This window comes from Ignavibacteria bacterium (assembly GCA_016873845.1).
In the GTDB taxonomy this organism is placed as follows: Bacteria; Bacteroidota; Ignavibacteria; order Ch128b; family Ch128b; genus JAHJVF01.
Genome location: VGVX01000059.1, coordinates 1 through 16,701 on the forward strand (window position 1 = coordinate 1; position 16,701 = coordinate 16,701).

General features: G+C 35.2%; 11 protein-coding genes. 8 read left to right on the forward strand and 3 right to left on the reverse strand.

The annotated features are described in order from the left end of the window. Window positions 1–290: 290 nt before the first annotated feature. Entirely contained in the window at window positions 291–1,679 is a 1,389-nt protein-coding gene (gene fumC / locus FJ213_10230) for a class II fumarate hydratase (protein ID MBM4176531.1), read from the reverse strand. A 224-nt stretch (window positions 1,680–1,903) separates the two neighbouring features. Between fumC and FJ213_10235 the strand changes: the two genes are divergently transcribed. The 5 genes from FJ213_10235 to FJ213_10255 all read left to right on the forward strand — a co-directional run bounded on the left by FJ213_10235 (window position 1,904) and on the right by FJ213_10255 (window position 9,033). Beyond that, a complete protein-coding gene (locus FJ213_10235) occupies window positions 1,904–2,656 on the forward strand; it encodes a metallophosphoesterase (protein ID MBM4176532.1) in 753 nt (250 codons plus the stop codon). Between the two features lie 31 nt (window positions 2,657–2,687). Then, window positions 2,688–5,609 (forward strand): PAS domain S-box protein, encoded by a 2,922-nt coding sequence (locus tag FJ213_10240; protein MBM4176533.1) that lies wholly within the window; start codon window positions 2,688–2,690, stop codon window positions 5,607–5,609. Between the two features lie 198 nt (window positions 5,610–5,807). Continuing rightward, a complete protein-coding gene (locus FJ213_10245; GenBank protein MBM4176534.1) occupies window positions 5,808–6,122 on the forward strand; it encodes a DUF485 domain-containing protein in 315 nt (104 codons plus the stop codon). 92 nt (window positions 6,123–6,214) lie between these two features. Next, window positions 6,215–7,762: a sodium/solute symporter gene (locus FJ213_10250; protein MBM4176535.1), complete on the forward strand. Its 1,548-nt coding sequence runs from the start codon at window positions 6,215–6,217 to the stop codon at window positions 7,760–7,762. Between the two features lie 32 nt (window positions 7,763–7,794). After that, window positions 7,795–9,033: a hypothetical protein gene (locus tag FJ213_10255; protein ID MBM4176536.1), complete on the forward strand. Its 1,239-nt coding sequence runs from the start codon at window positions 7,795–7,797 to the stop codon at window positions 9,031–9,033. 174 nt (window positions 9,034–9,207) lie between these two features. On the opposite strand, the gene FJ213_10260 is transcribed toward FJ213_10255, so the two are convergent. After that, window positions 9,208–9,810: a hypothetical protein gene (locus tag FJ213_10260; GenBank protein ID MBM4176537.1), complete on the reverse strand. Its 603-nt coding sequence runs from the start codon at window positions 9,808–9,810 to the stop codon at window positions 9,208–9,210. Then, a complete protein-coding gene (locus tag FJ213_10265) occupies window positions 9,785–10,768 on the reverse strand; it encodes an aminodeoxychorismate synthase component I (GenBank protein MBM4176538.1) in 984 nt (327 codons plus the stop codon). Before FJ213_10265 ends, FJ213_10260 begins: the two co-directional genes overlap by 26 nt. 51 nt (window positions 10,769–10,819) lie before the next feature. On the opposite strand from FJ213_10265, the gene FJ213_10270 reads away from it, so the two are divergent. The 3 genes from FJ213_10270 to FJ213_10280 all read left to right on the forward strand — a co-directional run. Beyond that, window positions 10,820–11,389: an aminodeoxychorismate/anthranilate synthase component II gene (locus tag FJ213_10270; GenBank protein ID MBM4176539.1), complete on the forward strand. Its 570-nt coding sequence runs from the start codon at window positions 10,820–10,822 to the stop codon at window positions 11,387–11,389. 98 nt (window positions 11,390–11,487) lie between these two features. After that, entirely contained in the window at window positions 11,488–14,826 is a 3,339-nt protein-coding gene (locus FJ213_10275; GenBank protein ID MBM4176540.1) for an NgoFVII family restriction endonuclease, read from the forward strand. Then, on the forward strand, window positions 14,816–16,701 hold a 1,886-nt coding region (locus FJ213_10280; GenBank protein MBM4176541.1), incomplete at its 3' end, for a hypothetical protein. The genes FJ213_10275 and FJ213_10280, both read left to right, overlap by 11 nt.

Genomic DNA, 16,701 nt, shown 5'->3' on the forward strand with positions numbered 1-16,701 from the left:
ACTTTACCTTGAATGAACGTACAAGCTTGATGTTTGAAGCGCAAACAATTCCATATTTTAGAGTCGATCCGAAAAAGGGGAGCATTGAGCCATCAAGAAGAATTGCAGGCGTTGGTGGATTGAGATTTATTATTTCAAAATGGCTTGTGTTGGATAGCGGTGTCCGTTATCAGGATAACTATAAAGGATTAGCAGATGCCGAGATTAAAATTGCACTGAATGGATTTTTAAATTTGGGATTGAGATGACATAGAAGTAGAGACACGCAGAAGCGTGTCTCTACAGTAAAATTATTTCGGTCCAATCATTTTTTCAGGACGGACTACCTCATCAAATTTTTCTTCTGTCAATAGCCCAAGTTCGATTGCAGCTTCTTTCAAAGTTTTATTTTCTTTGTGAGCTTTCTTTGCAACCTTAGCGGCATTATCATAACCAATAATAGGATTCAACGCGGTAACAAGCATCAATGAATTCTCGAGATGTTTCTTGATGTTCATTTCGTTCGCAGTAATTCCTGTAACACAATTGTCAGCAAAGCTTTCACATGCATCTGCAATTAATCTGATTGATTGTAAGATGTTAAAAACAATCACCGGCATAAATACATTTAATTCAAAATTGCCGCTTGCTCCAGCAAAATTAATTGTAACATCATTACCGAAAACTTGAGCGCAGACCATTGTCATTGCTTCGGATTGAGTGGGATTAACTTTTCCCGGCATGATGGAGCTTCCGGGTTCGTTTTCAGGAAGTGATATTTCCCCGATTCCGCATCTTGGACCAGAACCAAGCCAGCGAATATCATTTGAGATTTTTAACAGCGAGGCAGCAATGGTTTTGAGTACACCGCTCAACTCTACTATTGCGTCTTTTCCCGCCATCCCTTCGAATTTGTTTCTTGCAGTAACGAATGGCTTTCCGGTAATTTCAGAAATCTTCTGTGCGGCTATCTTATCATAATTTGGTTTTGTGTTCAAACCGGAACCAACAGCTGTTCCTCCAAGTGGAATTTCATACAATCTTTTCAAGCAGTCATCAATCCTCTCAAGTCCGTTTGTAAGTTGCTGAGCGTAACCTGAAAACTCGTTCCCCAGAGTAAGAGGAGTTGCGTCCATCAAATGGGTTCGTCCGATTTTAATAATATTATTGAATTGTTTCGATTTTATAGTTAAGTCGTCTCTTAGTTTTGTCATCATTGGGATCAACCTGCGATGAATTTCTTCAACTGCTGCAATGTGAATAGCCGTTGGAAATGCATCGTTAGTTGATTGAGATTTATTCACATCATCATTCGGATGAATTGGAGTTTTGCTGCCGACCTTGCCTCCAGCAATTTGAATTGCACGATTCGAGATTACTTCATTTACATTCATATTCGTTTGCGTTCCGCTTCCGGTTTGCCAAACAACAAGCGGGAAATGATCATTCAATAATCCAGAAATAACTTCATCTGCGGCTTTGATGATTAAAGCAGCTTTTTCTTCGGTTAAAGTACCAAGTTCTTTATTGGTTAGTGCCGCGGCTTTTTTGACGATTGCCATTGCACGGATAAATTCTGGCGGAAAAGTTTCACCGCCGATTTTGAAATTCATTAATGAACGCGCTGTCTGTGCGCCGTAAAGTTTATTTGCTGGGACTTTCATTTCGCCCATGCTGTCGGTTTCAACTCTATATTCCATTGTTGTTTCCTAATTGTTTAAGATGTGTTTTGATTGCAGACAAAATTAAATTCCTTCACTGCAAATTTAAGAAAGTTTATAGAGTTTATCTGCATCATTCAATTTCACTTAACTGTGAGATAGAAGTCGGAAGCTGATGAAAAACCGCGGTCCAATGCCAATTGAAAGCATGTTTTAATTTTCTGATTTAAAATTTATTTTGCACAAAGAGCTGAGGATTATAAGTGAAAATCGGCATTATATCGGATATTCATGAGGATGTAGAGAATTTAAAATCAACAATCGCGCTTTTATCAAGAAAAAACTGTGATGAAATTTTCTGCCTCGGCGATATAGTTGGTTTCTGTCTTCCTTTTAACAAATACATTTCAAAGAGGGATGCGAACGAGTGCATTGATATTGTAAAATCAAACTGCTCTCTTAGTGTCATTGGAAATCATGATCTCTATGCTATCAGAAAAATTCCGCAGCACAAATTTGACTTCAATTATGTTGAAAACTGGTATTCGCTTGATTATGAAAGCCGGCAAAAGTTATCAAGAAGGAAAATATGGCTGTACGAAGATAATGAACTCCCAATTCGATTGACTCAACAAAATAAATCATTTCTTTCAGAGCTAAACGAATTCGAAATTATTGAAGTTCAGGGAGATAGAATACTTTTCTCGCATTTTGTTTTTCCTGATTTGACCGGCTCATCAACACACTTTCCTAAGAATGCAAAGGATCTCAAAGAACATTTTCGATTTATGACCGAAAACAAGTGCGTGTATTCCTTTACAGGTCATGGTCACGTGGAGGGATTAATTAGTTCGGATGAGATGAAGATGAAATATTACAAATTTGAAAAATTGCCGTTGAAGAAGGAAAGACGATGGATTGTTGGACCATGTGTAGCCCGAACCACTAGAAAAAATGGAGTGATGATCCTTAACACAGATTCACTTGAAATTGAATCGATCCCTATCACAAATTAGATTGATCTGTTGACAAAAATGAGTATTAAAAATGCAGCCGCATAAAAAAAAGTTTTTCAGTAAGAGAATTTTCTTCTTAAGAATAATTCTTCCAACGTTTATAACGATCGCACTGTTCTCACTCTCGCTATTTTATCTTATTGTCCCTCAGTTCGAAAAAAATGTCATGGAGAGAAAGCGAGAGATGATAACCGAGCTTACAAACTCTGCTTGGAGCATACTTGAGGAATATAACGATGAAGTGAAACGCGGAACTTTATCAATCGAAGAAGCAAAAAATACTGCTTCTCTCAGAATTGAATATCTGCGTTATGGAAAAGAGAGAAAAGATTATTTCTGGATAACAGATACGATTCCGAACATGATCATGCATCCATATAAGTCAGATCTAAATGGGAAAAATCTTTCGGAGTTTGTTGACTCACGCGACAATCAAATGTTTACGGAAATGGCTGATGTTGTAAAAAAACAGGAACATGGTTTTGTGGATTACCTCTGGCAATGGAAAGATGACTCGGCACGCATTGTTCCAAAACTGTCTTATGTAATGGGTTTTAAACCATGGGGCTGGATCCTAGGAACGGGAATTTATATTGATGATGTAGAAGAAGAAATCTCTGAGATCAAAAGCCGCTTGATAAAAATATCTTTAGGAATAACTCTTCTTATCTCATTGTTTCTAGCTTTCCTTGCAAGGCAGAGCTACTATTTTGAAAAGAAAAGACGAACAGCTGAAAATGAATTAAAAACCTCGCGGGAAAAATATAAAACATTAGTCGAAGCCTCGACCGAAGGCGTTTTAATGATTCTTGGAGATGAAATTGTTTATTCGAATAATGTATTGCAATCATTGACAGGCTATTCGGATGAAGAATTTACAGATGTAAAACTTGAGAAGATTTTTTGTCTGAATGAGATTCAGAAAAAATTATTAGTAGATTCTATTTCCGGCAGTTATGAGGAAAGGCAAAGTATAAGGCAATTTGAAACTTTTCTGCTGAGAAAGGATAACTCTCAAGCACTAGTTTTTCTTACAATCTCTCCAATATTATTTTTTGAAAAGCGAGGAATTATTATTGTGGTTAAAGATATTGGAACAGAAGTGCAGAAAGCAGAAGAGCTTAAGCGGAAAGAAGAAATAAATAATTACTTCGGTAAGCTTAATTTGGGAAAAATTAAGATCGATTTATCGGATGGAGGAAAAATAATTTCACTAAATGAATTGGGAAAGATGATTTTTGGAATAGAAAAATCAAAACTAGAAAATACAGTTTCGATTTTCGACTTCATCTCTAACAAAATAGAAGTCGAAAAAATATTCAAAGAACTGCGGCGAAATAAACAAATCATCAACAAAAAAGTTGAAATAATCAAGTTCGACAAATCAGATTCCATAATTAATCTATCCATGTTTATAACCGATTCTCCAAATGAAAAAGATTTAATATGTGAAGGAATTATTGAAGATATTTCATGCACCCAAAGAAAATTGGAAGAAGTGAAATCTAAGCTTGAACGGTATGAAAAGCTTTCGCCGATTCTCGAACTGCCGGTAAAAGAGTTTGCTGAGAAGATTATGACCTGCTCAATAAATCAGTCTGTTGATTCTGTCCTCAGCCGGTTAATCAAGCAGAATCAAGAGATCATAGCGATAGAATCAGACGCGAAAGAGATTATCGGTTTTGTTTCAATGTCGGACTTAATCCATAATTTGTATCGGGAGGAGGTCAACACAAAATTATCTCTGAGTGAAATAATGAGTGATAAACTGGACGTAATGTCAGAAGAAACCGGAATTTCCGAAGCGATCAACATTCTTTCCAGTAAAAACATTTTTCAAATTCTATTGAAAGATAAAGGCGGCAACATAAATTGTGTTTTTAGTCCGAAAGATCTCGTGAAAGCTTTTTCTCTCAATCTTTCTAACATTATAAAAAAAGTTGACGCTGCAAGATCTGTTGAAGAATTAATTCAATTCCGAGCACAGGTTAATCATTTAATTAGTCTCGTTTCAAAAACGAGTGACGATTCTAAAAAACTGACAAACATTTCTTCTTTATTCTCAGATTCGATTCATAAAAAATTAGCTTCAATAGTATTTAAGGAATTAGGCGAGCCGCCGGTTAAGTTTACGCTTATAGTTTTAGGCAGCGAAGGCAGGGAGGAACAAACGTTAGCAACTGATCAAGACAATGCTATTATTTATGAAGATGTTCCAGCAGAAGAGAAAGCGGAGGCAGAAAAATATTTTCTGAATTTCGGCGATCGAATTACTTTCTTGTTAAATGAAATTGGTTATAATTACTGTCATGGAAAAGTGATGGCGAGCAATCCGAAATGGTGTCAACCGATTTCTGTTTGGAAAAAGTATTTTACAGAATGGGTGACAACAGCAAACCCACAAGACTTATTGGAGATAAGCATCTTCTTTGATTTTAAAAATGTTTTCGGCAATCATGATTTTACTTTGAATTTAACAGAACATGTACGAAAAATAACTACGGGTTATAATTCATTTTTTGTTTATTTATCAGAAAATTGTTTGAAAGTTTCGCCGTCATTTTCAAAAACAAGCTCGTCCCTTTCCAGTTCGGGAAAAGAATATATCAATGTTAAAATGACTCTTCTCCCAATAATTGATTTGGTTAGGACCTATGCTCTGAAAAATAAAATTTATTTTACTAATACATTCGACAGGATACGTACGTTATTCACAAAAAGAATCTTCAGCGAGGGAGGTTATCAAGAGATAAAGGATGTTTATAATTTTCTCATGATGTTAAGATTTAAGCATCAATTGAGACTTATCGCAGAAAATAAGGAGCCAAATAACGAGATTTACCTTAGTGAATTAGAAGATTGGGAGTTAGATAAAATTAAAAAAGTATTCAATGTAATTTCCGACTTTCAAGCCAAGCTTAAAATGGATTTCATTGGCACATTAACCTTTTGATGTAATTCTTATTATCCTAACTGCTTTTATTTATTAAAAGTCATAAAAACATGGTATCGATGTTCAACTCCAATAAAATTAGTTTTTTATTTATCCTATTAGGATTATTTTTGTATTGAATTTTTCTGTCTTGAAAACATTTGAACTGATTTATTAACCATTCGAAATATCCACACAAAATTTATAGAGAGGTAATTAATGAGCATTCAAAAAACAGATTTAGCTGTAATACTGCAGTCTGATAGATTCAAAGAACTCGTTAATAAGAGATGGTCTGTATCAATATCACTTACGACAATCATGCTGGTAGTGTATGTCGGATTTATACTTTTAATAGCATTTAATAAAGAGTTTCTTGCAACTAAAATCGGTGAACATATCACAATTGGGATCCCAATTGGTATTGGAATAATAATCTTTGCGTGGCTGCTTACAGGGATATATGTTCGCTGGGCAAATTCCAGCTACGATAAAACCGTCCGAGAAATGAGGAAACAATTACTGGATGAGTGACAATTCATCCGAACGAGCCGGACAAGATCATTAAAACATTTTCTTAAGAACAAAAATATTTACTATCTAAATTATTAAGAAGGAGTAGAGTTGTGGAAAATTTTCAAACTTCATTGGGTGAACCAAACATTGCATCTATATTAATCTTTTTTGCATTTGTTGGGGTCACCTTATACATAACATATTGGGCTGCAAAAAAAACAAAAACGACAAGTGAATTCTATGCAGCAGATAGAAGCATTTCGGGATTTAAAAATGGATTAGCATTGGCAGGAGATTATATGAGCGCTGCTTCATTTCTGGGAATTGCCGGAATGGTCGCCCTGAAAGGTTATGATGGGTTAATCTATTCAATTGGATTTTTAGTCGGCTGGCCTCTTGTTATGTTTTTAATAGCCGAGCCGCTGCGAAATCTTGGTAAGTTTACATTTTCCGATGTCGTCGCATTCAGGCTGAAACAAACACCTGTGAGAGTTGCCTCTTCTGTTGGTTCGTTAATGACAATTATTTTTTATTTGATCGCACAGATGGTTGGTGCGGGCGCATTAATCCAAATTCTTTTTGGAATGCCTTATGAAGTAGCTGTAATTATAGTTGGGTTTATTATGGTTGCCTACGTTTTATTTGGAGGGATGCTCGCAACTACCTGGGTCCAAATTATTAAAGCGTGTCTACTCCTTGGCGGTGCAACAATATTGGTAGTGATTACACTTGGATTCTTCAATTTCAATCCAATTACGTTATTCAACACAGCCGCTGAAAAATACTCTGATGCTGTGCTAGCACCTGGTGGATTTGTTACAAATCCGTGGGACGCACTTTCACTCGGCATTGCATTAATTCTCGGAACCGCAGGGCTTCCGCACATATTAATGCGATTTTTCACAGTACCGGATGCGCAGCAGGCAAGAAAATCTGTTTTCGTTGCAACTGGTTTCATTGGATATTTTTACATTTTAACTTTTGTTATTGGATTTGGTGCAATGGTTTTAGTTGGGACAGATATCGTATCCAAATTTGACAAGGGCGGAAATATGGCCGCATTGCTTTTATCAGAAGCTGTTGGAGGAGTTTGGTTTTATGGTTTCATTGCAGCAGTTGCGTTTGCTACTATTCTTGCTGTAGTCGCCGGTTTAACACTCGCAGGCGCTTCAACATTGTCTCATGATCTTTATGTTAATGTATTAAAAAAAGGGAAATCAACAGAATCTGCTCAAGTTAAAGTTGCCCGAATCTCAACCTTGATTTTAGGTATTCTTGCCATTTCACTGGGATTGATTTTTAAGGGACAAAATGTTGCTTTTACTGTCGGACTTGCATTTGCTATTGCAGCAAGTGCTAACTTTCCATCACTCGTACTTTCAATTTTATGGAAAAAGTTCAAAACAAATGGAGCTGTTGCAGGAATTTTAACCGGCGCATTAGTTGCAACTATTTTAATTATTTTCAGCCCAACAGTTTGGGTAGATATTTTCGAATTCGAATCAGCAATCTTTCCGTTGAAGAATCCTGCTCTGATTTCAATGCCTCTTTCATTTCTAGTGGCAATAGTTGTTTCCTTATTAAGTAAAGAGTCGCAAGCAGAAGAAAGTTTTGAAGACGAAAAATTACGGACATTTTTAGGAATTGGTGCGGAATAATTTCGGTTCCACATCAATGAAGAGAGGATAAAATGAAAAAATCAATTTTTTTAATAAAAATTACTTTATTATTAACCAGTACTGTTTTTGCGCAGAATGTGAATCAATTCGGAATTGACTTCACTGGTTTTGTGAAGACAGATGTAATTTATGACACAAGACAAACAGTGAATTTGCGCGAAGGGCATTTCTTGCTGCACCCGGCGAATTATAGATATGATGTACTTGGAAATGATCTAAATGCACATCCATCATTTAATATTTTATCTATCCAAACTAGAGTCGGCGCTAAATTATCTGCACCGAAAACATTTGAAGCAAAAACATCCGGTTTTATAGAAGCGGAATTTTTTGGAACATCAGATGGCGATGTTAATGGATTAAGATTACGGCACGCTTTCGTGAAACTTGATTGGGAGTCTGCCTCTCTACTGGTCGGACAGACCTGGCATCCAATGTTTGTAACAGATGTTTTTCCTGGTGTTGTTTCGTTCAATACAGGCGCTCCTTTCCAACCGTTTTCAAGGAATCCGCAAATTCGATTTACCAAGTCAATCGGAGAATTCAGTCTGATGGCCGCAGCGGCATCACAAAGAGATTTCCAAAGTTTCGGTGATAATGCCGGGAAGCCCGCACAGAGTTCAATCTATTTAAGAAACAGTGTGATTCCAAACTTTCATGCGCAAGCAATGCTTAAGAGTAAAGGTTTTGTTTTTGGAGTTGGAGTAGATTATAAAATTCTACGACCGAGACTTGAAACTGATAGAAAATTTGAAACAGATGAATCAATTAAAAGTATTGCCCTCCATTGCTTCGGAAAGTTTAAGATTGATGATTTTACCTTTAAGTCTCAAGCGGTTTATGGCGAAAATCTCGCTGATTTAATGATGCTTGGAGGATACGGAATATCATCCATAGATGCTGCAACTGATAAAGCGGTTTATTCACCTGTATCTTCTTTAACAGGCTGGCTCGATGCTGCTTATGGAAAAGATATTGAGTTTGGACTCTTTTTGGGATACTCAAAAAATTTAGGTGCTAAAGAAATACTTGTAAGTAAAACATTTTACAGCCGCGGATCGGACATTGATTTTACTTATAGAATTTCACCGCGGATTCAATACAATGCGGGAAAATTAAGACTCGCAGCAGAATTGGAGCACACCGCCGCATCGTATGGCACTCCAGATGAAAAACAAAAAGGTAAAGTTTTCAATACGCAATTGGTTTCTAATACTAGGTTCCTTACGGCAGTCTTTTTATTTTTTTAGTATATGTGGATGTCGGGCAAGCCAAGATTATCTTGCCCGACATTATCAACCCCCATTCGACGCTTTCTTCCTGAGATTATTTCCATTAACTTGAAACAGTTTATCTTATTGAAGAAAAAAAATGATGAGTCTCAAATAAATTTGAAAGTGCCCTGATAGAATTGTCTTGAACAATTAAATTACAGATTCGAGATAGATTTCAGGACTCTCATCTAAATCAATTATCGCATTTATCAATTTAATCTTCTGGTAGTTCTTCAAATCTTTCAATTTAATTTCCGTCTCGTGAATTTGATTTTCATCTAACAATGAAGCTCTTTTTGTTCCTTTTAAAAGTGAAGTCGAGGGAGTAAACCAATTAGTACCATTAAATAGAACTACATTGCTGTAACTTGTGTCTGTAATCATTCCATTTTTGACTATTAAAATATCTTGCGAGGGAGATTGAACATTTTTTACTTTAAGCTCATCAAGCTTTTCTCGGTTTAAGAATTTATGATCATAAACTATATCATTACACTCGACGATTTTAAGCGAATCGATTTTTCTGATTCGATATTCAGAAAGGTCAATTGATTGAATTTCATCGGAATAAACTACCTTGCATTTAACAAGACTGCTTCTGAATTTTTCTGGAATCCGAATAAATTCAGACAAATCAATTTCATTTTCTAAACCTAAAAGGATTTTTCGGGAATTATTCATCCTTCGGTTGTGATACTGAAGATTAAAGATTTTTCCGTTAAATATCTTAATCGTTTCGAACAATTGGGACATAGACTTTATCTATCATTTCTTGATATTCGAGTTCGAGCTTGCTTCGGGCAGTGATGCCCCCGCCGCTTTTGTAGAACAGTTTATCCCCGATACTTTCAATGAAGCGAATCATTACGGCACTGTCGAGATTATTTCCGTCAAAATATCCAAATACACCGGTATAAAATCCTCTTTTGTAATTTTCAGTTTCCTTGATGATCTCGACTGTTTTTTTCTTCGGGGCACCGCTGATTGAACCAGCAGGTAAAAGTTCAAAGATTAGCGAACCGAGATTTGAATGATAATCGTTGGGCAGCTCACCGCTAATTTCCGAACTTACTTGATAAAGGTCTTTCTCGATGGTTCTAATCAGCTCAATGTATCTGAACCTCTCAACTTTCACATTCTGCGATACCATACTTAAATCGTTTCGAATCAAGTCGACAATGGTCGTGTGCTCAGCTTTTTCTTTTTCATCATTGAGAATTAATTCATTTGCCAGGGGAATATTTGCGTCGATAGTTCCTTTCATCGGAAAGGAAAAGATTTTTCCGTTAAATATGCGTACAAAACTTTCTGGAGAGAATACAACGAACTTATCTTCTAATAAGAGTTTATATGGAGCAACGCTGAGGTAAAATATTTCTTTCAAAGAAAGATTAGTCTCAACTTCAGTTGGAAAAGTCAAATTCACTAAATATGAATTGCCATGATTAATATTTTGAATCACTTTGTTAAACACATTAGTGTATTCATTGATCGAAACGGGGTTCTTTTTGAAGAATATCTTTCGCGGTGAAATTATCGGGGTTGTGTAATTCGAGAAACCATTTACGTTGAATAGAATATTTTCCACGCGTACTGATTCAAGCGGAAGCAATATCGGAGTTTCCATTTCAAAATCAATTATGAAGATGAAAGGGATTCTCTCGTTTCCCAATCGATTCATTTCAAGAATTGTTTTCTCTGCCTTAGTCATTTGTTTGCTGATGCAATCTTTTTATCTTGCAGCAGAATTATTTTTTGTTTCATGAAGATTTTAATCCTCGATAATTACGATTCGTTTACTTACAATCTTGCTCAATTGGTTCATAAGACCGGACTTTGTTCATTCGAAGTTATTAAAAACGATTCAATATTAACAGAGCAAGTTGAAGCTTTTGACAAAATAATCTTTTCGCCAGGACCAGGCTTGCCTAAAGACTTCCCAATAATGCATGACATTATTAACAGATACAAGAATTCAAAACCAATTCTTGGAGTCTGCCTCGGGCATCAAGCTGTTGCCGAATCCTTCGGTGGAAAGTTAAGGAATCTCGATACTGTTTTACATGGGACTACAAAGAAAGTCTGTGTACTTGATGAAAACGATTATCTCTTCAAAGATTTACCAAAAGAATTTGATGCCGGCTTATATCATTCATGGATAGTTGATGAGAATGAAATTCCAGATTGTCTTCAAGTCTCTGCTAAATCTCAGGACGGGATCATAATGTCAATTTCACATAGAGAATACGATGTGAAAGGGATTCAATTTCATCCCGAATCAATTATGACTTCATTTGGAGAAAAGATTATTGAGAATTGGGCGAGGCATTAACTCTTATGTATATAAAATGAATTCCGTTTAAAATTGTATACTTTATTAGAGTAACTTAAATTTGATAATGTTAAATTTGCGGCAAAAATAGAATTCAAATGCCGACAATCTACGATAACATAGAAAACCAATTCGCTGAAGGATTGATTAATACTCTTGAAGTATCAAATCGATCTGATTTTTGTGTTGGCTATTTTAATCTACGCGGATGGAAACAAGTTGCAGATTATATTGACAAAATGAGTGGTGGAGAAAATAACCAGTGTCGTCTGTTAATCGGTATGCATATTCCACCACATGAAATGTTATACAGTTATCTATCTCAACTAAATGATGAGACCATCGATAACAAAAAGGCTAATCAAATTAAAAAAGAACTTGCACAACATTTTAAAGAACAATTAACTAAAGGTATACCCACGGAGATAGATGAAGTTGGTTTAAGAAAGCTTTCAAAGCAAGTTCTGGAAGGTAAGGTATGTGTAAAACTATTTTTAAAACATCCGTTACATGCAAAACTTTATTTATGTTTTCGAGACGATAAGTTAAGTCCTATTATTGGTTTTGTTGGAAGCAGTAATTTGACTTTTGCGGGGTTGCTAAAACAAGGAGAGCTTAATGTTGATGTTTTGGAACAAGATTCAGCATTAAAACTTTCAAAATGGTTCAATGAGCGTTGGAATGATAGGTGGTGCATTGATATTTCCAATGATCTAATTCAAACTATCCAAACAAGTTGGGCTGCAGATATACCTTATTCTCCTTACTATATTTATCTTAAAATAGCATATCATCTATCGCAAGAGGCTCGTGCTGGAATTAGCTCGTTCAAGATTCCAAAAATATTCAAAGATCAGCTCCTGGAATTCCAACAGAAGGCAGTTTTAATTGCTGCGCATCACTTAAACAAAAGAGAGGGCGTTTTAATCGGAGATGTTGTTGGTCTTGGTAAAACAATCATCGCTTGTGCTTTGGCTCGAATTTTTGAAGATGACTTTTACTTAGAAACATTAATTATTTGCCCTAAGAATTTAGTTAGAATGTGGGAGGAATATAAATATAAATATCAATTAAGGGCTCATATTCTTTCTTTATCAGTTGTACAAAATGAATTGCCTGATTTAAGAAGGTATAGAATAGTGATAATCGATGAGAGCCATAATCTCCGAAATCGAGAAGGGAAACGATACCATGCCATTCAAGAATACATAAAGTTGAATGCAAGCAAAGTGATTTTACTAACCGCAACTCCTTACAACAAAACCTATCAAGATTTGTCTAACCAATTGCGACTCTTTATTGATGAAGAGAAAGATTTAGGAATAAGTCCAGAAAGATATATCGAAAGTATAAATGGAATCGAAGAATTTGTCGCGAAATATCAATACTCATCACGCTCTTTATTAGCGTTCGAGAAAAGTGATTATGCCGATGATTGGCGTGAATTAATGAGGCTTTATTTGGTAAGACGAACACGAAGTTTTATCAAATTGAATTATTCTTTAATTGATGAATCGAACAATAGAAAATATTTACTCTTCTCGGATGGGCGTCGTTCATATTTTCCTGATCGAAGACCGCTGAAAATAGAATATAGATTCGATATCCAAGATGTTAACGACCAGTATGCAAAATTTTACTCAGACGAAGTTGTAAAAATAATCAGCGAATTAACTTTACCAAGGTATGGGTTAGGTAATTATATAAACGAAAAATTACCTATAAAACCAACTGTAGACGAAGAAACAGTGATCTCAAATTTATCTCGCGCGGGAAAACGGTTGATTGGTTTTGCAAGAACAAACTTATTTAAACGTCTTGAAAGTAGCGGTTATTCTTTTCTCTTATCTATAAGTAGGCATATTCTTCGTAATTACATTTTTATTTATGCAATAGAGAAAAACCTGCCTATACCTATTGGAACTCAAGAACTATTTTTTCTAGATGATTTTTTAGACGAAAAAGATTTAGAAACTCAAGATGAAGGTGAAAAAAAATACGAGTTCTCGTTTGATCAAAAATATTACTTTACTCTGGCGAGTGAGATGTATAGGTCATTTAAAGAATTTTATCAAAATAAGTTTGATTGGATTCGTCCTGAATTGTTCGTTAAAAATCTGATCGAAGAATTAAAATCCGATAGTATTAAACTTTTGAAAATCATTGAGAAGGGAAATGTTTGGGAACCGCAAAAAGACAAACAACTCTTAGCTTTATCTGATTTATGCAACCTTCAATATCCGAATGACAAAATAATTATCTTCACTCAATATTCTGATACCGCTCATTATATTTTTGATGAATTAAAGAAATTGGAAGTAGCAAATATTGAATGCGTTACCGGTGATTCAGATGATCCAACAGAAATGGCATATCGGTTTAGCCCAAGAAGCAACGAGCAAAAAAATTATATTAATTCCGAAAAAGAAATTAGAGTTCTTGTCTCTACAGATGTTCTAAGCGAAGGTCAAAATCTACAAGACTGCCACATTGTTGTTAATTATGACTTACCTTGGGCAATAATCCGATTAATCCAGAGAACTGGTAGGGTTGATAGAATAGGTCAACAAGCAGATGAAATTCTTTGTTATTCGTTTCTACCTGAAGATGGACTTGAACAAATTATTAGGCTTCGATCGCGTTTAAGACAAAGAATTAATGAAAATGCAGAAGTTGTTGGCTCAGACGAAATTTTCTTTGAAGGTGATCCAATTAATATCGCCGATTTATACAATGAGAAAGCTGGAATTTTAGACGAAGATGAGGATGGCGAAATAGACCTTTCCTCTTATGCATATCAGATTTGGAAAAACGCATGCGATATGGATCAAGCATTACAAAAAATTATTCCCGAACTATCTAATGTAATTTATTCAACAAAAGCGAATGAAACAAAGCTGCCCGAAGGTGTTATTGTATATACTAGAACTTACGATGATAATGACATTTTAATTTACATTGATAAAAGTGGGAATATCGTAACACAATCGCAGCTTAAGATTTTAAAACTTGCCGAGTGTAATCCAAATACTAAACCTTTAACTAAATTAGAAAATCACCACAAACTTGTTGAGAAATCAGTTGCCTATATTAAGCAGAATGAGAAAGCTTTCGGAGGCCAACTTGGGAAAAAATCTTCTGCAAGATATCGAGTTTATCACAGGCTGAGTAGTTTTTATGAAGAAAATAAAGATACTTTATTTGTGAATGACGAAATAAAAAAAGCTATCGAAGATATCTATCATTATCCGTTGAAGGAATTTGCAAAGGAAATTCTTAATCGTCAATTGAAAGCTGGGATTGATGATCAAGATTTAGCGAACTTAGTTGCCTCGTTGCGGGAAGAAGATAAACTTTGCATAATAAATGAGGAAGAGATTAAATATCGTGAACCTCAAATAATTTGCTCATTGGGATTAAAAAATTATGATAAGTAAGTATCGTTTTTCAGAACTTTTAAAAACTTTTCGATTTGCAGAACTATTCAATGAACTTGGTTGGGACCATGTCGAGAAAAAAATTTCTTTGAGTTTAGATGAAGAGAATTTTTCTCTCGATGCTATTGCTGAAAAACGTGGATTTGTAATTTTTACATGCTCGTCAAACAAACTTGGACGAATACCCGAAAGTAAAACTCGAAGAAAGATTGATTCAAGAATAACCAAGCTGTACTTTGAACATCTTATAATTTATTCAGACGATAAGACTCATCAAATCTGGCAGCTCGTAATTAGAGAACCGAATAAACCAATAACAAACCGTGAAGTTCAATATTTTACCCACCAGACTCCTGAATTATTATATCAAAAGCTAAGTGCATTATTTGTTTCATTAGAAGAAGAAGATAAGATAAGACTAGTCGATATTCGCTCCAATGTTTATGAACAATTCAATATAAATGCAGAGAGAGTAACTCGAAGGTTTTATACTGAATTTAAAACTAACTACTCTAAATTTATTTCTTTCATTAAAGGTATATCCGAAAAAGTCGATTTGGAGTGGTATGCTTCACTTATGCTCGATAGATTAATGTTCATTTACTTTATTCAGAAAAAAGGATTTCTCGACAAAGACAGAAATTATCTCCGTAACAAATTAAATCTCGTCCAATCAAAAAAAGGAAAAGATAAATTCTATTCCTTCTACAAAGATTTTTTACTTGTTCTATTTCATAAAGGGCTTGGTTCACCGGAAAGAACAAGAAAACTTGAGAGTGAACTCGGAAAAATACCATATCTTAACGGGGGACTTTTCGAAGTTCATAAGTTAGAACGGGAATACGATATAACAATTGCTGATAAGGCGTTTGAAAATATCTTTGACTTCTTCGATCAATATAATTGGGTACTTGACACAAAAATCACTGCAACTGGTCGTGACATAAATCCGGATGTTATCGGTTATATCTTTGAAAAATATGTTAACGATAGAGCTGCAATGGGAGCTTATTATACAAAGGAAGATATCACAGAATATATAAGTAAAAACACAATCATTCCCTTTCTTTTCAATGAAGTTAAAAAAGAATGCGCCAATGCTTTCAGAGAAGATAGCTCTCTCTGGAAAATGCTTCGTGAAAATCCCGACCGCTACATTTACGATGCAGTCAAGCATGGTGTGTACTGTTATTCTGATCCCGAAATACTGAGCAAAGTCGAAGTATCGGGAGAAGAATCTCAAAAACGCATTCGCCCACTTCCTCCTGAAATCCAACTCGGAATCAATCCCGAAATCCAAAACCGTATTGTAAAAGACGTTGTTAAAAATCCGCCTCAACTTCTTGAATTGCGTAAAGAATGGAACAAATCCGCTCCGGCAGAATACGCTTTGCCAACTGAAATTTGGCGTGAAGTTGTAGAGAGGCGCAATCGTTACTTTGACATTAAAAATAAAATTGAAAACAGCGAAATAAAGGAAATAAACGACTTCATTACTTATAATCTTGATATTAGGCAATTTGCACAAGATGCCGTTGAGCAATACGAAGGAAGTGATTTCATTAATGCATTCTTCAAGGCGATATCTAAAATTTCTATTCTTGACCCCACTTGTGGTTCAGGTGCTTTTCTTTTTGCAGCGTTAAATATACTTGAGCCTTTGTTTGAAGCCTGCTTAAAAAGAATGCGTGAATTTGTTGAAGAAGATGACCTGAAGGAAGGAAGAAAGTTTTCGCAGTTTAGAAGTGTTCTGAAGGAAATTGAACATCATCCAAATGAAAAATATTTTATTTACAAGTCAATAATTCTTAACAACCTTTACGGTGTCGATATAATGAACGAAGCAGTTGAAGTAGCAAAACTTCGTTTGTTCTT

Coding starts and splice junctions, on each gene's coding strand:
- fumC (MBM4176531.1), bottom strand. CDS start 1,679: ATGGAATATAGAGTTGAAACCGACAGCATGGGCGAAATGAAAGTCCCA.
- FJ213_10240 (MBM4176533.1), top strand. CDS start 2,688: ATGCAGCCGCATAAAAAAAAGTTTTTCAGTAAGAGAATTTTCTTCTTA.
- FJ213_10245 (MBM4176534.1), top strand. CDS start 5,808: ATGAGCATTCAAAAAACAGATTTAGCTGTAATACTGCAGTCTGATAGA.
- FJ213_10255 (MBM4176536.1), top strand. CDS start 7,795: ATGAAAAAATCAATTTTTTTAATAAAAATTACTTTATTATTAACCAGT.
- FJ213_10260 (MBM4176537.1), bottom strand. CDS start 9,810: ATGTCCCAATTGTTCGAAACGATTAAGATATTTAACGGAAAAATCTTT.
- FJ213_10265 (MBM4176538.1), bottom strand. CDS start 10,768: ATGACTAAGGCAGAGAAAACAATTCTTGAAATGAATCGATTGGGAAAC.
- FJ213_10270 (MBM4176539.1), top strand. CDS start 10,820: ATGAAGATTTTAATCCTCGATAATTACGATTCGTTTACTTACAATCTT.
- FJ213_10275 (MBM4176540.1), top strand. CDS start 11,488: ATGCCGACAATCTACGATAACATAGAAAACCAATTCGCTGAAGGATTG.